Origin of the sequence: Macrococcus brunensis, assembly GCF_022343725.1 — a bacterium.
Classification (GTDB): domain Bacteria; phylum Bacillota; class Bacilli; order Staphylococcales; family Staphylococcaceae; genus Macrococcus; species Macrococcus brunensis.
Genome location: NZ_CP092179.1, coordinates 514,295 through 533,275 on the forward strand (window position 1 = coordinate 514,295; position 18,981 = coordinate 533,275).

Genomic DNA, 18,981 nt, shown 5'->3' on the forward strand with positions numbered 1-18,981 from the left:
CTTTTTTTGTATAAAGAATGACTTACATATGAATGACAAAGTAAAAAATACTATCTCTGCAATGGTTAATTTTATATAATAATGTGTAAGGAGTTGTGCGATTTGAAAACGAAATATATTGATAAACGCTACTGGCGCAGATTGCAGAAGAAAGAATATAAGGAACTAAGAATAGAAGACCACACATTTGATGGCATCGTGGGACTTGTTACGATGAAGAAAGTAAAATCACCTTTGCAAGTTGAAGTCGTAGGGACGACCATCACAGTGGCAGAAGTCGGTTATCAATGGCTGCAATTACTGCCTAAAGATAAACAATACAGCATCACTGCTATGTACGACCGTGCAGGAAAACCTGTCCAGTATTATATCGATATCAATGAACGAAATATACTGGAGATGGGTGAGGCCAGAACAGCTGATATGTTTCTTGATATTCTTGTATTGCCGACGGGTGAATATGAGCTCGTGGACGAAGCAGATATCAAACGTGCGCTTCATAAAGGAGATATTACTCAGGAACAGTACGATGCAGCCTATCAGACAGCACATGACCTGATGAAGCGGATCAGCAGCGACTTCGTTTCTTTTGCCGAAAAAGTAGAATATTGCAGACAAAAAATAGCCCCTACATTGTAGAGGCTATTTTTTAATGATATAAGGAAGTAAATATTGAATAACAGTCCATAAAATGGCAATCCAGAATAGTACAATCAAAACAACAATGAATGACGTATGTTTTTTGTCAATCTGCTCTGTCTCGGCTTGTTTTTTAGCTTCAATCAGTACCTGTTCAGGTATCATTTTATAGCACAGGTATATGCCGAGCGGTAACAGAATTAAGTCATCGAGAATGCCTAAAACAGGAATGAAGTCAGGAATCAGGTCAATGGGACTGAGGGCATAACTGACAATGAAGACAGCAAATAGCTTAGTCATCAGTGGCATATCGGGGTGCTGTGCAGCAAAATAAAGAACTGTCAGCTGCTGTTTCATTTGTTTTGCCCATTGTTTTAAACGTTTCATGACATCACTCTTTTCGCAGATAATAAGTTTATCGTATAACAACTTCTCATTCTACGTACTAAAAAAAGCCTCTATAAAAGAGGCTTTAGTCATTAACTTGTGATAAAGTCGCCACCATTGATATGGATAGCCTGACCTGTAATATAAGTTGAATCCTGTGAAGCAAGGAACACGTAAGCGGGTGCATTCTCACTCGGTTGACCACGGCGTTCCATTGCAGTTTCCTGACCATGTTTTTCTACTTTTTCAGCAGGGAAAGTTGCTGGAATAAGCGGTGTATAAATAGGTCCTGGCGCTACGCTGTTAACGCGGATACCTTTCGGTGCCAGCTGTTGAGATAGTGAACGTGTAAAGGCTGTAATCGCACCTTTAGTCGCTGAGTAATCAATCAATGTTTCAGAACCACGATAAGCTGTGACACTGCTTGTATTGATGATTGAATCACCTTTAGACATATGAGGGAGAACAGCTTGAGTTAAATACATCATGCCGAAGATGTTCGTCGCAAATGTCTCGTGGATCTGTTCAGGTGTAATATCCAGGAAGTCTTCCTGAGGGTACTGAACGCCGCCGTTATTAACTAGAACGTTGATATTACCGAAATCTGTGATTACGTCAGATGCAAGTTTCTTACATTGTTCTACATCTTTTAAATCAAATGGATAGGCTTTTGCTTTAGCGCCTAATTCTTCCAGACGTTTCACAGTATCATCTGCATCCTGTTTTTCGTCATAATAACCAATCGCAACATCAGCACCTTCTTTCGCATAAAGAATGGCAACTGCACGACCAATACCTGAATCACCGCCTGTAATTAAAGCGACTTTACCTTTCAGTTTGCCGCCTGGCTGATAATCTTCATCTTCAGCGATTGGTTTTGGATTCATTTCATGTTCGCGACCTGGCTGACCTTCCTGCGTATAACCTTCAATTTCTTTATCAATCTTTTCAAATTTATCCATGAGTGAGCCTCCTAAATTTGTGTTGTTTAGTTATACCTTTTATAAAGACTGGTAAAACATGGCGTACAATTTATCACAGATAGTTGAGATTTATCGGTAAGACCGTCACAATATACATGTAAACTAGAGAAAAGAGGTATGACATGTACGACAGTCATATACATTTAGATCAATATCATGAGGATGAAATGAATATTATGCTCTCTCAAATAGAGGGAGTCATTGCTGTCGCCACAGATTTAGACAGCAGTAAAAGATTGCTCGACTTAAAAAGACAGTATGATATCAATATCGCTGCAGGCTTTCATCCCGAGCAGGCCGTGCTGAAAGAATCAGAACTCATTAAACTCGTCGACTGGATACGTCAGAACCAGACTGAGCTCTGTGCTATCGGTGAAATAGGACTGCCGCAATATTTGAGAAGAGAAGGAAAAGTAGAAGACGAGGCCGCATACATTCATATCCTTGAAACGCTGATTCATCTTGCAAGTGAACTGAAACTGCCGGTCGTACTACATGCAGTATATGCAGACGCCGCTATCGCACTCCAGCTGCTTAGTAAGTACAACGTCAGAGGGCACTTTCACTGGTTCAAGGCGAAAGATGAATTAATCCATGAAGTCATCGAAGCGGGTCATTTTATCAGTGTCACACCAGACGTTCTTTGGAATGCGAAGACAAGACGAGTAGTAGAGCTGACGCCACTTAACCAGCTGATGATAGAGACGGACGGACCATGGCCGCATACAGGATTTGACAAGTGCGACATTCAGAACCAACTATCTGCTATAATAGGTGAGATTGCAGTAATTAAACAGATGACGCGTAATGAGGTTAGTATTCAAATGGGACATAATACGCGGTCATTCTATCATTTGGAGGCGCATGATGAAAATAGATGACTATCGATTGATTGTGACACTAGCTGATGCGGAGACGCTTAGAAAAGCGGCAGCACTTCTTTATATCTCACAGCCTGCTGTCAGTCAGCGTCTGAAATCGATTGAACAGGAGTGGGGGACGCCCATTTTCATTCGCACGAAGAAAAAATTGATCGTTACGACACACGGAGAAAGTATCATTCAGCATGCGCGTAAGATGCTGAAGGAAGAAGAAACGCTAAAAGAACTGATTCACTCGTCAGAAGGAGTCATCAACGGTAAATTATCAATCGGTGCATCTTCACTGATCGGGCAGACGATTCTACCTAAAGTACTGGGGCGTTACGTCGAGCTTTATCCGCAAGTAAAAATTCAGCTCCAGGTCGGTTCAAGTGCACAGATTTCAGCGCACCATCGTGATTTCCATGTGGCGATTATCCGCGGTACAGAAATAATGAATGTGACCAATGAGCTCTTTTTAGAAGACAGGCATTATTTTATCTATCCTAAAGCGAAACAGCATCAGCTGGACCAGCTGCCGGTTATAGAGTTTCAGGCGGATGCTGCTTATCTCAAAGAAATTGAAGAATGGTATACAGAACAGTTTGGGCAGGTATATGCACCGCAAATACGTACTGATCAGATTGCGACATGTAAAGAACTGCTGCTCAGTGGCGTCGGTATGACAGTTCTGCCGGAAATCGTCATTGGAGATATCGACCAGGAATTATTTGCTGTTGAACTGCTGGATGCAGGACAGGCGCATATGACACGTAAGACTTACATGAGTTATGATCATGACATATTGAGTCTTCCACAAGTGGAAGCGTTCATCAGCTTGATGAGACAATATCAGTAGAAGGTGACGAAATGGATTTAAGAACGATATTTAACAGCTTCGGTGCACGTGAAGATTACAGACAGATTATTGAGGAATTCAATGATTTTATCAAACTATATGAAATGGCGCTCCTTGAACTGCAGAGTGATATCGAAATAATAGAACTAGAATGGCAGACGCGTTACGAGTACTCACCTTTTGAACATATTAAGACGCGGATGAAGACGCCGCAGTCACTTCAGAAAAAGATTGAACGAAAAGGTGTGCCGTTCACAATTGAAGGGATTCGTGACAATATTTTTGATATTGTCGGGCTGAGGATTGTTACGAGTTTTGAAGATGATGTTTATAAGATATATGAGTTGTTAAAAGGCCGCAATGACCTTAAAATAAAAAGAGTGAAAGATTACATAAAAAATCCGAAACCAAGCGGCTATAAAAGTCTGCATCTCATCGTCGAAACAGAGCTGATTCTCTCTGAAGGTATCAGATGGGTGCCGGCAGAAATACAGATACGGACACTTGCCATGGATTTCTTTGCTTCTACAGAACATAAACTGCAGTATAAATACAATACAAAAGAACTCAGTCAGGAAATGAAAGACGAGTTGTTTGAAGTGGCACAGGCATCAAGCCAGTTAGATGAAAAAATGACGAAAGTCCGTAATACCATTCTGATTGATTAGGGAGTGTCAGCATGATTGTCTCGGTTATTCAGCAAGGTGAAGGTCTGATGAATGAAGATGCACTTATTATTAACGATCAGGCGCGAGTGTACGGTGTAATAGACGGAGTGACTTCACTGTCTGGCCGGATGTTTGCAGGGGTGACCCCGGGTAAACGCGCGGCAGATGCAGTAAAAGCAGCTTTTGAACAGGCAGAAAGTGACGCATCCTTAAATGACATCACTGAAACAGCCAACCAGGCGATTCAAACAGATATGACGGCTATGGAACTTGAAATCAATCATCCTAAAGACCGCTTTCAGTGCTGTCATGCTGCTGTTAAGCTGCTGTCTGACCATATCGAATGGACGAGTTCAGCAGACTGTGTGCTCTATGCGATAGGTGATGAAGTGATACAAGCAGTGCCACGCTACGGTAAGAAAGAAGAAAGCGATAGAATGGCAGAATGGATGAAAAAGTACCCGAACATGAAAGACAGACCTAAAGAAATGATTGAAGCGATGGATCAGGCAAAGAAGATGGCGAACCAGCCGTTTGGTTATAGCGTCATGAACGGAGACCTGTTGTTTAATGAAGCGTATAACCATGGGACACTGAGCTATGAATGTCTGACACACATCTTGCTGACAACTGATGGTTTTTACGATATTAAAGGTGTCGGACTTGAACAGTTCGTCAGAGAAGGAATCCGGGATTTAGACCAGTTTCTCCGCAACATGATGCTATATGAAATAGAGGATAAAGACAAACGCCTCTATCCCCGTTATAAAGTACATGATGATAAGGCAGCGCTACTGATTACGCTCTAGGCGCTGCATGAATGTCTGACGTTGATCTTCGCTCAGTGCCTTCACACTGACAGCTTTCTTGAGAAGATTGACGTTTTTCTTATCTGTGTAAAGGAGTGCATTGAACTCATCCAGCGTAAATTGTTCAGGGTCTCGCTCTAATAGTTCAAGCTGACTGTCAGGCTGCACGTATCCTTCTTCAAGCACACGGAAATAGCAGCCGGTCGCATGGGCCGCGCTCATCATTTTGACAAGAGTCGGCACTTCGTACTTCTTAGCGATGGTATTACACGGGCCACGGCCTTCTGATACTTGAATGACCGCGTCACCGAGTCTGAATGTATCGCCAATCGCAATCTTATCTTTTGTCAGACCAACTGTCGTAATATTCTCACCGAACATCGCATAGTCCGGCATATCGGTGATATAGTCCTGCCAGAGCGCGTAATCAAGTTTGTCATAAAGACAGACCGCTTTATTGACACCACCATGACCTTTATATTCATGCTCGTCTCCTTCAAAGCCAAGCTTTGATAAATAATTCGGTTCAGTAATCGGATATTTGTTGACCGCAGTCTTTTTAGGTTTACCGCCGAGCATCAGCTTTTCAACTTTACCTGTACATATTTTAATGACTTCATACTTCATCTGATCACCTCAAGTTTTATTCCATCATACAATATATTAAGAAAGTACGTGAGAAAATGTTCCGAGATTTAATGAAAATAAAAAACTACAAGCTCTTCCTGCTCGATATGATGCTGCTCGGGATGGCGCTCGCGATTACTGTTCCATTCTTCATTCTTTACGCGACACAGGAACTCGGTATGACCCGGGGTATGTATGGCATCATGATGGCGCTTTTCGCGTTAGCAGGGTTTCTTGTCAATACCATCGTTGCTCGTTTTTCGGATAAAGCGAATTTTAACCGCAAATATATTATTCTTTTTAGTCTGTCGATGTCCTGTATTGCCTTCAGCAGTTACTTCTTTGTCCAGACACCTGTTATCTTCATCATGATGTACGTCTTTTTTGCAGGGATGGGCGCACCGGCTATGCCGCAGCTTTATGCCTCTGCCCGAGAAAGCATCAATGAATCAGCATCTATCAAGCATGCGGCTTTTGCGAATACAGTCTTACGTTCAATGTTCAGCTTCGGATTCCTGTTCGGACCGCTCGTCGGAACAGTTCTTCTCAAACAATTCGGCTATGCCGGTCTTTTCGGCGGAACGATTCTATGCTATCTAACTGCTTTACTGACTATCATCATCTTTTATAAAGATGTCGAAAAGAAAGAAGTGGTACGCGCGGAAGGTTATGTCGAGCCTGTCACGCCTAACTTATTACGTGATAAGTATCTGCTGATTCCATTTCTGGCTTTTGTTTTTCTGCATGTGGGGCAGTGGATGTACACCTTGAATATGCCGCTCTTTGTCACGGAATACCTTCATGCAAAAGAAGCGAACGTCGGCTATTTAGCCAGTCTATGCGCCGGACTTGAAGTGCCTTTTATGATTATACTGGGTATCATGTCAGCGAAGATGGAGACACGAACACTGCTCATGATCGGTGCTGTTCTTGGCGGCGGTTATTATTTCTCAATCGGTATTTTTGACAATGTTATCGCGATGCTGATTGGCCAGGTTGGACTCGCCTTCTTCTTAGCTATTTTATTAGGTCTTGGCATCAGTTATTTCCAGGATATACTGCCGGATTTCCCGGGTTATGCCTCAACGCTGTTTTCAAATGCAATGATTGTCGGCCAGTTAGTTGGAAACTTACTTGGCGGCTTCATGAGTGATATCGTCGGACTTGGCAACGTGTTCTTCGTCTCTGCATCATTCATCGCTGTTGCCTTTATCTTACTCATCTTCACAAAACCCGTCAGAATGGAGGACATAGTAGAATGACCACTTTGCTCTGGTTACTTGTTATAGTTTCATTTATACTAGCTTTCGTCAGTTTAGTCGTACCTATCATACCAGGCGTACTCATGATGTGGATTGGTTTTCTGATCTATCATTTCGCTATAGACAGTACAACACTCTCCTGGTTCTTCTGGATTGTCATGATCATCATTACAGCTTTAATGCTCGTCAGTGACTACGTCGCAGGCAGTTATTTTGTCAAACGCTACGGCGGCAGTAAAGCTGGTGAAATCACCGCACTTATCAGTGTGATAGTCGGGAGCTTCGTCTATCCGCCATTTGGTATCATCCTGTTTCCATTAATCGCTGTTTTTATAGTGGAGCTCTTGGTGGTACAGGATATGAGGAAAGCAATGGATGCAAGTTTAGGTTCATTACTAGGCTTTCTCGCAAGTACGTTTGCCAAACTCATTATGCTGATAGTGATGATTGTATGGTTCATCATAGATGTTTTTATTAACCTTTAAATGAATATTTCTTAAAAATTAAAGGACCTTCACAGCAGTGAAGGTCCTTTGTTGTTATCTTCCTTTTTTCATCCTGTTCTGACGGCCCATTTGCGTCAGCTTTTTCCACTTGTCGCGTTCCTGACGTTCTAATGCTTCGTTGCCGCGTCGTTCCTGGAAGGCGAGTTCCCGCTGATATTTCTGATATCTTTCGTATCTTTCTGTACTTAATGAACCGTCTTCCAGTGCAGCATTGATAGCACAGCCGGGTTCATTAGTGTGGCTGCAGTCATTGAAGCGGCAGTTTGCAATCAAATCTTCTACGTCTTCAAATTCAGCGGTGAGTCCCGCGTTTGCGCCGGTGGACCACAGCTGGAATTCACGCATGCCTGGTGTATCGATGATGATGCCACCAGTAGGAAGCAGGAGGAGTTCTCGGTGGGTTGTTGTATGTTTCCCTTTACTGTCAGATTCACGGATGCTTTGTGTGACCATGACTTCCTGACCCACCAGTTTATTGATCAGTGTTGATTTACCGATACCACTTGAACCGAGTATGGTTGCCGTTTTATTGTCTTGCAGGAGGGCACGTAGTTCATCAATATGATCATTCGTATGCATATCCATGAAGTAAATCGGCACATCAAACGCGATGCCAGATAGTTCTGCTGTCATAATTTCTTTATCAAGCTCGCTGACGAGGTCCGCTTTTGTCAGCAGAATAATGGGCGTTGCGCCTGAATCCCACGCAGCAATCAGGTAACGCTCCATACGGTTAAGGTTATAGTTGTCGTTGCAGCTCATCGCCAGAAATGCATAGTCAACATTCGCAGAGATGACTTGAGGTTTAGTCTCAGTGCCTGCTGCCTGTCTGATAAAAGCCTGCTTTCTCGGCAGGAGGTCTGTAATGACACCGCGCATTTCACCCGGAAAAGATTCTATTTTAACAAAATCCCCGACAGCAGGTATCGCTGCCAGATCCGTCACTTCATATTTATACTTGCCGGTCAAAGAAACAAGATACGTTCCTTGTTCAGTAACAGCTCGGTAGATGCCTTTTGCTTGTGTTGATATACGGCCGATCAGGCCTTGTGCTTCCTCTGTGAAGCCTAGTTGTGTAAGTGTTGTCAATTGTCTCATCCTTTTTCAGTTAATAAAAAATACCCATGGCTGAGCCATGGGTACACTGAAAAAACGTCCGTTAAAGGGCGCACGTGGTCCATGGCTTCGGTGACAGAAAAATATTTATCGTTACCATAGACCTCACGTCCTTTCTTTTTCTTAAGTGTAAAGTGTGTTCCTTAAATTGTCAATATGCCATTCTGGGCACAAAGTGCATTTGTTGCACTTTGATGATTTACCCTCTACACTTAAACCATCACAGTAAAGGAGGATTCACATGTACACATCTAAAGATTCATTTATCCAGGAATATGAACGCGAAGGTCAACTGACTCTGAATTGTTTAAAAGAACTGACTGATGAATCACTGCAGCAGGCAGTCACTGAAAATGATCGTACTTTAGGTGAAATTGCCTGGCATATCACGCAAAGCGCGGGTGGCTTTGCTTCACTTACGGGCGAAACATTTGAAGGTGCGCGCTTTACACCTGACTCAGCACCTGACAGTGCGGAAGAGATTGCAGATATTTATGAAAAAACATACAAAAGCGTACTTGATTCTTATCAGCAGACTTTAACTGATGCAAATTTATTAGACGAAGCAGATATGTTTGGAACAAAGATGCCAAAAGGTGCTTTGCTTCAGGCAGCGAACTTACATCAGGTGCATCATCGTGGTCAGATGACTGTGCTGATGCGTCAGGCTGATCTTCATGTCCCTTCTATCTACGGCCCATCAAGAGATGACAAATAAAAAAAGATTCAGGCAGCTGCCTGAATCTTTTTTAACTATTAAGAGGGGTCAATCCTTTAAAGCCGACTAAATCATAAGCCATTTTGACTTCTTCGTCGCTAGGGGGTTCGACGTCAGTTAATTCATAAGGGATACCGAGCGCCTCCCATTTATGGACGCCCAGCTGGTGATAGGGGAGGATTTCAAACTTAACTACATTGTCCAGAGAGTTAACAAACTCACCGAGCTTAATCAGATCTTCTCTGCTATCTGTCAGCCCCGGTACAAGAACGTGTCTGATCCAGACAGGTTGTTTGCGGTCAGATAATAAACGTGCAAATTTCAGGATATGGGTATTGGGCTTACTTGTCAGTTTTAAATGTTTATCGTTATCAATATGTTTAATGTCTAGCAAAAATAAATCAGTATATTTCTGCAGTTCATTAAAGTGATTCATAAAAGCGGGTGTTTCATTAAAGCAGCCGGCTGATGTATCGATACATGTTGAGATACCTTCAGCTTTAAGCTGTTTAAATAATTCTTCAAGGAATGGCAGTTGCAGGAGCGGTTCGCCACCGCTCACTGTAACACCGCCACCTGATGCATGGAAATAAGGCTTGTAGGGGAGTATCTCCTGAACCATTTCCTCAGCCGTCACTTCGCGTGAAGGTTCACCGATTTGCCAAGTATCTGGATTGTGACAGAATAGGCAGCGTAGTAAGCACCCTTGTGTAAATAAGATATATCTTAATCCAGGTCCATCTACTGTTCCTAAACTTTCGACTGAATGAATGTGTCCTTTAATCAATTGAAGTCCCCCTAAGCAATTAGTTACATTTTTTCGTGGAATGTTCTAGAGATAACATCCAGCTGTTGTTCACGTGTTAATTTGATGAAGTTAACAGCGTAACCAGATACACGGATTGTCAGCTGTGGATATTCTTCTGGATGTTCCATTGCATCCAGTAAAGTTTCTCTGTTAAATACGTTGATATTTAAGTGGTGACCATGCTGCATTGCATAACCATCTAATACGCTGACTAAGTTACTTTGCTGAGCATCGTCTTCTTTACCGAGTGATTTAGGTACGATAGAGAATGTGTTAGAGATACCATCTTTAGCGCAGTCATATGGTAATTTAGCAACTGATGATAATGAAGCTAAAGCACCTTTTTGATCGCGTCCATGCATTGGGTTCGCACCTGGTGCAAATGGTTCGCCTGCTTTACGGCCATCTGGTGTATTACCTGTTTTCTTACCATATACCACATTAGAAGTGATAGTTAACACTGACATTGTGTGTTCTGAATCACGGTAAGTTTTGTGTTTGCGTAATTTTGTCATGAATTCTTCTACTAATTTAACAGCGATATCATCAACACGTGCATCGTTGTTACCGTATTGTGGGAATTCACCTTCAGTTTCAAAGTCAACCACTAAACCTTCTTCATTGCGGATTGGTTTAACTTTAGCATGTTTGATTGCTGATAATGAGTCAGCGGCAACTGAAAGACCGGCAATACCTGTAGCCATTGTACGAATAATTTCAGTGTCATGTAAAGCCATTTCAATTCTTTCATAGCTGTATTTATCGTGCATGTAGTGGATGACGTTTAATGAATTGATGTAAACGCCTGCTAACCATTCCATCATATCATTGAAACGGACCATAACTTCGTCATAATCAAGGTATTCAGATGTGATGGGTGCAAGAGCCGGACCGACTTGAGCGCCAGATTTTTCGTCTTTACCACCATTGATTGCATATAATAACGTTTTTGCTAAGTTCGCACGAGCGCCGAAGAACTGCATTTGTTTACCGATTCTCATTGCAGATACACAGCAGGCGATACCGTAGTCGTCGCCGTAGCTTTCACGCATCAGATCATCATTTTCATACTGGATAGATGAAGTCTGAATACTCATCTTCGCACAGTATTTTTTGAAGTTCTCAGGTAAGCGAGTAGACCAGAGTACTGTTAAGTTTGGTTCTGGTGCCGGACCTAAGTTGTCTAAAGAATGTAAGAAACGGAATGAGTTTTTAGTGACAAGCGCGCGGCCATCCATGCCGACACCACCGATTGATTCAGTTACCCAAGTTGGGTCACCAGAGAATAATTCGTTGTAGTCAGGTGTACGAGCAAATTTCACTAAGCGTAATTTCATGATGAAGTGGTCAACGATTTCCTGTGCTTCTTCTTCAGTTAATACGCCATTTTTGATATCGCGTTCTGCATAGATATCAAGGAATGTAGAAGTACGACCTAAACTCATCGCAGCACCGTTCTGTTCTTTAATTGCTGCAAGGTAGCCGAGGTAAGTCCATTGTACAGCTTCTTTGAAGTTTTCAGCTGGACGGCTTAAATCAAATCCGTAGATTTCACCTAACTGTTTAAGTTCATTTAATGCGCGGTACTGTTCAGATACTTCTTCACGTATACGGATAACGTCTTCAGACATTGTTGTAGAGATGTTATCGAAGTCACGTTTTTTCTCAGCCATTAAGAAGTCTACACCGTATAAAGCAACACGACGGTAGTCACCGATAATACGTCCACGACCATAAGCATCTGGCAGACCAGTGATAATACCTGCTTTACGGCATGCAAGCATTTCTTTTGAATAAGCATCGAATACACCTTGGTTATGTGTTTTACGGTATTCAGTGAAGATATGTTCTGTTTCTTTATCTAACTCATAACCATAAGATTCACAAGCAGCTTTTGCCATACGAATACCACCGTAAGGCTGCATAGAGCGTTTGAATGGTTTTTCTGTCTGAACGCCGACGATTGTTTCAAGATTTTTGTCTAAGTAACCTGCATCGTGAGAAGTGATAGAAGAAACGACTTTCGTATCCATATCCCACATGCCGCCACGGTCACGCTCTTCTTTAGTCAGCTCCATTACTTGTGCCCAGAGTTTCTGAGTTGCGTCTGTTGCAGGTGCTAAGAATTCATCGTTACCTTCGTACAGTGTGTAGTTCAGTTGGATGAATTCTCTGACATCAATACGTTTTGCCCATTTACCAGTTTTGAATCCAGACCATGCAGTAGTTTGTTTTTGTTCATTTTTTAACATAATGTATGCCTCCCAAACATAATGTGATTAACTTCACAAGACAATTATAACACATACGTGAATGGAATCACATTATTTATAATATTTTTAAGTTTTTTTAGAAATCCAGTCATATCAAGTGCTTGGCTGTAATAGTACATCTGCAGAAATAAAATCTGTATCTATAACAGGTATCTACCGGTTGTTTCATACTCTATTCATCATGTTAAAATCAAACTATGATGATACATATTAATTACGATGACCCTTTACTGAAAACAATCGCGCGTTTACATGAAACAATCCCTGCAGACTACAAAGACTGGCGGCCGACTGAACTAGAGTATATTTTAAGAGAAGAATCAATACGGTTGCTCATGCAGTACAGTGGCGACAGAATACTTGCAGTAGTAGAAGAGGAGCTCGTCGCCTTTATCTGGTACGCGATGACTGACTATACGCATATAAAATCATTGTGGGTGAATCCTGGGCAAAGAGGAAAAGGTTACGCCAGCAAGCTTAAAAATGAAGTAAAGAGAATAAGTGAAGAAAAAGGAATGACTTATATTACAGGGACCGTTCATCCTGCTAATAGAAGCATGGTCGCCCTCAATCAGAAATTAGGCTATAATTGGAAAGGTAAAGAAATGAGACTTGAACTATAGAGGTGACTTATGATCCGTACATTATATATAGATATCAATAATGAGCTGAAGACATGTGAATCTCCTTATGAAATGACTTCAGAGCCACGTCTTGTATGGGTTGACATGTCTGAACCGACAATGCATGAAAACCTTCTGCTCAGCCAGTTCTTTCACTTCCATCCGCTTTCTATAGAAGATGCAGTCTCAGTGAGACAAAGACCGAAGTATAAGGAATATGATGATTATCTCTTCTATGTCTTTCATGCAATCGATCTGAAGACCATGAAGCCTGAAGAAATAGACGTCTTCATTAATGATATATTAGTCGTGACCTATCATAAGGAACATTCAGAAGAAGTAGATAAAGTCTGGAATATGATGATCAACAAGAAGGATAACTCAAAAGCATCTACTTCTGAAATAATGTTTCTGACGCTGGATGCGATTGTCGATAACTATTTTCCGTTTGTTTATGAACTGGAAGATAAAGTTTTCTCTTTTGAGGACAGACATTCAGTGGATATTTCGACAGAAGTGCTGATAGAGGAGACCTTTGATTTAAGAGAGGATCTGCTCCTGATCAGACGAACCGTACTACCGATGAGGGATCTGGTGTACAGGCTGCTGGAAGGCAGAATTATGCCGTTATCCAAGAAACAGAAAATCTTTCTGCATCATATTAATGACCATCTGATCAAGCAAGTGGAAATGATTGAATCGTCGCGTGAGATGACCGCTGATATTCGTGATAATTACATCTCACTTAACTCATTCAAGATGAATAATATCATGAAGATTCTCACGATTTACTCTGTTATCTTCATGCCGCTGACGTTACTTGCCGGGATTTACGGCATGAACTTCGACGTGATGCCTGAACTTCACTGGAAATATGGCTACTTAGGTGTCTGGGTCGTGATGCTTGTCATTACATTCGGTATGATTGTTTACTTCAGGCAGAAAAACTGGTTTTAAAAAGGTCATGTTTCATTGGAAACATGACCTCTTTTAATATTCAGCGTTGCAATAATAGATATTATGCCATTCTTTGAACATCGGACCGTTACTGCCTGTTACTGGATCGGAATCCGGCAGTTTGACGCTGTTGATGCTTCTATTGATAGCAGTCAAGTCATCATAAGATGTTTCAGTCTTTACTTCTTCTTCAGTAGGGTAAGCACCGACTATCTTAAAATCTTCTGACTTACTCAGTCGTTTATGACCGTAACCAGCGGGTAACAGTAGTACATCGCCTTTTTGAACTGTGACTCTCTGACCCTTCTCGCCTCCGATCATCAATTCTGCCTGACCTTCTTTAACACCGAGCACCTCATGACAGTTTGGATGAAAGTGATGGTAATCATAGACACCGTTTGTCCAGACTTGATGCCAGTCATTGCGTTTAAATAGTTCGACCGGGTCTTCTTTGATATCATGATAGATGATGACAGGGAGCACCATATGATTGGGTGCTGACGGGGAAACGGGTGCATGTAAGATGGTATGTCTCATAAAATGACCTCCTTTATTTAACATCATATTTCCCTTTATAATGACTATCAACCATAGAAAGGACTGAACAGATGGAAATATTTATTATGCTTTCTAGTTTTATTATTGCGACTATTATATCAACAGTTATTCACTACAAGTTTCCACGACTGCCTCTTGCTTTTATTCAAATATTTTTAGGCATGCTGATTTTCCTGACACCTGTACCTATTGTCATGGAATTTGAACCCGAGATGTTTCTGATTGGTATTATCGCACCGCTGCTTTTTTTGGAAGGGAACCATGTCTCCCGGATTAAGTTATTAAAATACATCAAACCTGTCGTTCTGATGGCGATCGGTCTCGTTTTTACGACAGTCATCGGTCTGGGCTATATCACGCATTTCATGATGCCATTGATACCGATTGCGGCCTGTTTTGCACTGGCAGCTATTATCTGTCCGACTGATGCAGTGGCCGTTCAGGCCATTGCACAAGGTAAAAAACTTCCTAAAGGATTGATGACGATTCTTGAAGGAGAGTCACTTTTGAACGATGCAGCAGGGATCCTGAGTTTCAATATTGCTGTTGTAGCCTTAACTTCGCATGTCTTTACTGTGCAAGGCGCTGCGATTCAGTTTCTGACGACTTCAATAGGCGGTGTTATCGTCGGACTGATTATCGGTCTTCTCTTCGTCCAGATAAGAATCAGACTGCTGGATAGTGGGTTCGAAGAAGAGTATATCTTCAGTCTTATACAATTGCTGACACCTTTCGTTATTTATATGGTGGCAGAATCATTCCACGTGTCAGGTGTAATCGCTGCAGTGATAGGCGGTATCGTTCATGGGATAGAACGAGACCGCTTCAGTCAGGCAACGACTAAACTTCAGATGGGATACAACTATACATGGGGATTACTATCTACTGTACTTAATGGGATGGTCTTCACCATTCTCGGCTATATTATTCCGGAAGTCACACTTGAGATCATCACGCACGAAAGACAGAATTTAGTGGGTCTTTTAATTCTGACTGCCATCATTTCACTGCTTGTCTATCTCTTCAGATTTATATGGGTCTTCCTACTCTATGATATGTTCTATATACCTGAAAACCCGTTCATCAAAATACTGAACAATCAGGACTCGGATGTGCCGGAAGAGCGGCCATCACGCTTTAAATATGCACTGATTGCTGCAGTCTGTGGTGTTCACGGGACTATCTCAATGGCCATCGCTTTGACATTGCCATATGAAATCTATAAGAACCAGGACTTCATCTATAGAGATGACCTGCTATTTATAGCAGCAGGGGTAGTAGTCATCAGTTTAGTAGTGGCTCAGGTGCTGCTGCCACTGCTGGTAGAAAAAGATATCATCGAGAATACATCCAAATATTCATTTAAAGAAGCACGTATTTTCGTGATTGAAAAAGCGATTGAATATCTGCAAAGGCAGACGACAGAAGAGAACACGGCGATTACAGGTAATCTGATTCGTCAGAACACGATGCGTATCAACTTCTATAAGCGGATTCATGATCACGACGAAAATCCTAAGGAGATCATCAGGCTCCAGAACAAAGCGCTTGATGTCGAAGCTGCTGTGCTTGAAGACTTAACGGAAAGTGGAGCGATATCTGAGAGTGCGTATCAAAACTACATCGCTTATATCGAGCGGACACGCTTGTTTGCGCACACTTCTTTTCTGAAGAGAGGACTTTTTATACTGCGTGTACGGAAAAGCAGACGTAAGCTGGGCTCACATTTCAGCGGAATGAGCCCACTTACTTTCAGAAGCCATCTAGTTGAACTGCAGAACATCGCCAATAAGGTCTATACTGAAGTGCTTTCGGCACTACTCGAAGAAACAGATGGTGATAACCGTATGGAAGTAGCGCTTGTATCAGATATCTACTTGAACCGAGTAGAGCAGTTAAAGCGTAATATTGTAAATGAAAAGCTCGAGGATGCAGAAGCATTGATGGCGCTGAATGTCATCGGTATGGAGCGTGAAGTGGTTCAGCAGCTGGCCTCACGCGGTAAAATATCTTCAGAAGTTGCCATTGAGCTGCGGCAATCATTGAACTATGATGAGATGATTCTACTCGATAATCATAGTTGATGTTTCTCGATACTGGGGATGGGGAATGAAAAAGTTAAGAATAAGAGAAAAAGGATGATGACCATGCATGAAGAGAAGTTTGTTCTGATTGAAAATAAAGAAATGACTTTAAGAGAGCTTGCAAGTGAACTGGAAGCGATTACTGGCTATACAGTGACTGACAGCTTCGGTGATATTAATCGTATAGTCGCTCAGAAACCGAATTTTGATGATGAATTTGAGACGTTCCTTGTCACATATGAATTCAATGAGACGGATGATATTGTAGATGCGACCGTCACAACACCGCGTAACGAAAAAATAGATTTTAAAACGGATACTGTGAAGGTTCGTCTGTTATCCTACAAATCGAGATAAAATAAGGGCATCTGATTTTAATGAAAATCAGATGCTTTTTATATTAATGAAAGGTGAGGCATGATATGATTTAGGGAAATAGCAACAACAATAGAGGTATAAAATATGAAAAAAATAATGATCACATTAATTGCTGCACTGATCCTCGCTAGTCAGACCATAAAAGTGGATGGTGCTGAAAAAGTGAAAACGAACTCTGAAATAGTCCATAAACGAAGTTTCCTGCCTACTTTTGGTATGCCCGCTTTTAAAGCAAGAGAATATAGCGGACCTGTTATGAAAGAAAATGTGCTCATCGTCATGATGGATTTCAGTGATAGTAAACAGTCGACGCTGAAACCGGAAATGGGCCATTATACGCCTGGCACAAGTGCCTCCAGGAACTACTATCCGAAATACACTAAAGAGCACTATAGAGATGTATTTTTTGCAGATCGTTTTAAAGGACCTGACGGCAAATCTTATCGTTCAGTAAAAAACTATTATGAGATTTCTTCAGGAGGCAGCTTTACTTTAGGTGGCCAGGTTACTGGCTGGTATCGTGCGAAGAAACCATTAAGTTATTACGGGGTCAATGAGGACTCGAATGATGATGCACACGTACATGAACTGATCATGGAAGCAGCGGCCCGGGTCGCTAAAGATAAATCCGTCAATTTATCTAAATACGATCGCTATGATTATTATGACCGGGATCAGGACGGGAAAGTGAATGAACCTGACGGCATCATAGATAAGTTTATAGTCGTCTTCAGTGGTATCGGAGAAAGTGAAGGAGGCGGTGCACTCGGTCAGAATTCAATCTGGGAGCACGTCAGTGAAGTAGGCTCAAAACCTCACATGATTCCGAACACCTATAGCCGGACTTCCAAGTTCCCGGGTCATCGACTCGCTATAGGCGAATACGGGGTGATGGCAGAAGACAGCTCTGTCGGTACATTTACCCATGAGTTCGGGCATATGCTCGGATTAATCGATGAATATGATACATCCCGGTCTGCTAATAGCCACGCCGGCGAACCTGTACGTTACTGGTCACTGATGAGCTACGGTGCGGACGCTGGTAAACGCGTCGGTTCTAAACCAGTCGGCTTAAGTCCACTGGCCAAATCTGATCTGCAGATGATGTACGGCGGCAACTGGCTCCGAGGTTCTGTCATCAAATCAACTGACATCACGACAAAAGGTAAGACGTACCTTCTCGACCAGGCCAGCAGAAAGGGGCGTAATAATGATATTCTCAGAATTGAGCTGCCTCCTATCAAGAAAAAACTTAAATCCGGGCGCTATAGAAATTACCAGCAGTATTATCTGGTAGAGTGGCGAACTCATACAGGAATTGATCAAGGGCTTAGTGAAATTTACGACCCCTTTGGCCGAAACTATTATGGTAAAGGTATGCTGGTGTGGTACGTCAATGAGTATTACCGTAATAACTCATCGTTATCGAGCCATCCGGGTAAAAGTTTAGTCGGTGTAGTAGATGCATCTCCTAAAACATTGATATCAAAAACAGACAATGCACCGACGACTGATATTCAAATATTTGATGCCCCGTTTAACACGAAGCGTTATGGTAACTATAATAAGCTTTCAAATTATTTCTTTAAGAAAAAGAACACAAATCCAGTCCCTGTTTTTTCTGACCGTAATTACACACAGGCGAAACTGGATGACCTTATGCTGCCTGAAGCGGGTCGGGTACTGCCGCAATATGGTATTAAAATGCGAGTAGTCGATCAGAACAAAGAAGGTACAGTAGCAAAAATAAAAATATATAAATAATTAAAATGCACATTTCAATAAGAGATGTGCATTTTAATTTTTAAAATAATATATCAGAAATTTTAAAATACTTATTTACAACTCCTTCGAATTCCGACATAA

At 41.8% G+C, this 18,981-nt stretch carries 20 protein-coding genes; 13 read left to right on the plus strand and 7 right to left on the minus strand.

Annotated features, from left to right (window positions below; translation table 11 throughout):
• Positions 1–102: 102 nt before the first annotated feature.
• Entirely contained in the window at positions 103–639 is a 537-nt protein-coding gene (locus tag MGG13_RS02780) for a ribonuclease FAU-1 family protein (protein WP_239035292.1), read from the plus strand.
• Between the two features lie 3 nt (positions 640–642).
• On the opposite strand, the gene MGG13_RS02785 is transcribed toward MGG13_RS02780, so the two are convergent.
• Together MGG13_RS02785 and MGG13_RS02790 are read right to left on the minus strand one after the other, a co-directional pair.
• Entirely contained in the window at positions 643–1,026 is a 384-nt protein-coding gene (locus MGG13_RS02785; RefSeq protein ID WP_133430908.1) for a YkvA family protein, read from the minus strand.
• Positions 1,027–1,118: 92 nt separating this feature from the next.
• Positions 1,119–1,988 (minus strand): SDR family oxidoreductase, encoded by an 870-nt coding sequence (locus MGG13_RS02790; RefSeq protein WP_133430907.1) that lies wholly within the window; start codon positions 1,986–1,988, stop codon positions 1,119–1,121.
• A 143-nt stretch (positions 1,989–2,131) separates the two neighbouring features.
• Between MGG13_RS02790 and MGG13_RS02795 the strand changes: the two genes are divergently transcribed.
• Genes MGG13_RS02795 through MGG13_RS02810 form a run of 4 tightly spaced genes read left to right on the plus strand, consistent with a single transcriptional unit; the run spans position 2,132 to position 5,205 of the window.
• A complete protein-coding gene (locus tag MGG13_RS02795; protein ID WP_239047713.1) occupies positions 2,132–2,890 on the plus strand; it encodes a TatD family hydrolase in 759 nt (252 codons plus the stop codon).
• The gene (locus MGG13_RS02800; protein WP_239035294.1) at positions 2,877–3,728 is read left to right on the plus strand and encodes a LysR family transcriptional regulator; all 852 of its coding nucleotides are present in this window, start codon (positions 2,877–2,879) and stop codon (positions 3,726–3,728) included. Before MGG13_RS02795 ends, MGG13_RS02800 begins: the two co-directional genes overlap by 14 nt.
• A gap of 11 nt (positions 3,729–3,739) precedes the next feature.
• The gene (locus MGG13_RS02805; RefSeq protein ID WP_239035295.1) at positions 3,740–4,396 is read left to right on the plus strand and encodes a GTP pyrophosphokinase; all 657 of its coding nucleotides are present in this window, start codon (positions 3,740–3,742) and stop codon (positions 4,394–4,396) included.
• Between the two features lie 11 nt (positions 4,397–4,407).
• Entirely contained in the window at positions 4,408–5,205 is a 798-nt protein-coding gene (locus MGG13_RS02810) for a hypothetical protein (RefSeq protein ID WP_239035296.1), read from the plus strand.
• On the opposite strand, the gene MGG13_RS02815 is transcribed toward MGG13_RS02810, so the two are convergent.
• Positions 5,188–5,832 carry an MOSC domain-containing protein gene (locus tag MGG13_RS02815; RefSeq protein ID WP_239035297.1) on the minus strand — a complete coding sequence of 215 codons (645 nt, stop codon included), beginning with the start codon at positions 5,830–5,832 and terminating at the stop codon, positions 5,188–5,190. The two genes, MGG13_RS02810 and MGG13_RS02815, sit on opposite strands and share 18 nt — an antisense overlap.
• A 56-nt stretch (positions 5,833–5,888) precedes the next feature.
• On the opposite strand from MGG13_RS02815, the gene MGG13_RS02820 reads away from it, so the two are divergent.
• Together MGG13_RS02820 and MGG13_RS02825 are read left to right on the plus strand one after the other, a co-directional pair.
• Positions 5,889–7,094: a sugar efflux transporter gene (locus MGG13_RS02820; RefSeq protein WP_239035298.1), complete on the plus strand. Its 1,206-nt coding sequence runs from the start codon at positions 5,889–5,891 to the stop codon at positions 7,092–7,094.
• Complete coding sequence (locus MGG13_RS02825) at positions 7,091–7,579, plus strand: DUF456 domain-containing protein (RefSeq protein ID WP_239035299.1); 489 nt, start codon at positions 7,091–7,093, stop codon at positions 7,577–7,579. Before MGG13_RS02820 ends, MGG13_RS02825 begins: the two co-directional genes overlap by 4 nt.
• Positions 7,580–7,633: 54 nt before the next feature.
• On the opposite strand, the gene rsgA is transcribed toward MGG13_RS02825, so the two are convergent.
• Positions 7,634–8,689, minus strand: a complete 1,056-nt coding sequence (gene rsgA, locus MGG13_RS02830; RefSeq protein WP_239035300.1) for a ribosome small subunit-dependent GTPase A — start codon at positions 8,687–8,689, stop codon at positions 7,634–7,636.
• Positions 8,690–8,957: 268 nt separating this feature from the next.
• Between rsgA and MGG13_RS02835 the strand changes: the two genes are divergently transcribed.
• Complete coding sequence (locus MGG13_RS02835) at positions 8,958–9,434, plus strand: DinB family protein (RefSeq protein ID WP_133430898.1); 477 nt, start codon at positions 8,958–8,960, stop codon at positions 9,432–9,434.
• 31 nt (positions 9,435–9,465) lie between these two features.
• Here the strand turns inward: MGG13_RS02835 and pflA are convergent, their stop codons facing one another.
• Together pflA and pflB are read right to left on the minus strand one after the other, a co-directional pair.
• Positions 9,466–10,221 (minus strand): pyruvate formate-lyase-activating protein, encoded by a 756-nt coding sequence (gene pflA / locus MGG13_RS02840; protein ID WP_239035301.1) that lies wholly within the window; start codon positions 10,219–10,221, stop codon positions 9,466–9,468.
• Positions 10,222–10,244: 23 nt separating this feature from the next.
• Positions 10,245–12,494, minus strand: coding sequence for a formate C-acetyltransferase (gene pflB / locus MGG13_RS02845; RefSeq protein WP_239035302.1), 2,250 nt, complete (start codon positions 12,492–12,494; stop codon positions 10,245–10,247).
• 221 nt (positions 12,495–12,715) lie between these two features.
• On the opposite strand from pflB, the gene MGG13_RS02850 reads away from it, so the two are divergent.
• Both MGG13_RS02850 and corA read left to right on the plus strand, forming a co-directional pair.
• Complete coding sequence (locus tag MGG13_RS02850) at positions 12,716–13,138, plus strand: GNAT family N-acetyltransferase (RefSeq protein WP_239035303.1); 423 nt, start codon at positions 12,716–12,718, stop codon at positions 13,136–13,138.
• A gap of 9 nt (positions 13,139–13,147) precedes the next feature.
• Complete coding sequence (gene corA / locus MGG13_RS02855; protein WP_239035304.1) at positions 13,148–14,095, plus strand: magnesium/cobalt transporter CorA; 948 nt, start codon at positions 13,148–13,150, stop codon at positions 14,093–14,095.
• Between the two features lie 33 nt (positions 14,096–14,128).
• Here the strand turns inward: corA and MGG13_RS02860 are convergent, their stop codons facing one another.
• Entirely contained in the window at positions 14,129–14,632 is a 504-nt protein-coding gene (locus MGG13_RS02860) for a cupin domain-containing protein (RefSeq protein ID WP_239035305.1), read from the minus strand.
• A gap of 71 nt (positions 14,633–14,703) precedes the next feature.
• Between MGG13_RS02860 and MGG13_RS02865 the strand changes: the two genes are divergently transcribed.
• The 3 genes from MGG13_RS02865 to MGG13_RS02875 all read left to right on the plus strand — a co-directional run bounded on the left by MGG13_RS02865 (position 14,704) and on the right by MGG13_RS02875 (position 18,879).
• Entirely contained in the window at positions 14,704–16,737 is a 2,034-nt protein-coding gene (locus MGG13_RS02865) for a cation:proton antiporter (protein ID WP_239035306.1), read from the plus strand.
• 54 nt (positions 16,738–16,791) lie between these two features.
• Positions 16,792–17,094, plus strand: coding sequence for a hypothetical protein (locus tag MGG13_RS02870; RefSeq protein ID WP_133430891.1), 303 nt, complete (start codon positions 16,792–16,794; stop codon positions 17,092–17,094).
• 105 nt (positions 17,095–17,199) lie between these two features.
• A complete protein-coding gene (locus MGG13_RS02875) occupies positions 17,200–18,879 on the plus strand; it encodes an immune inhibitor A domain-containing protein (RefSeq protein WP_239035307.1) in 1,680 nt (559 codons plus the stop codon).
• Positions 18,880–18,981: the final 102 nt, after the last annotated feature.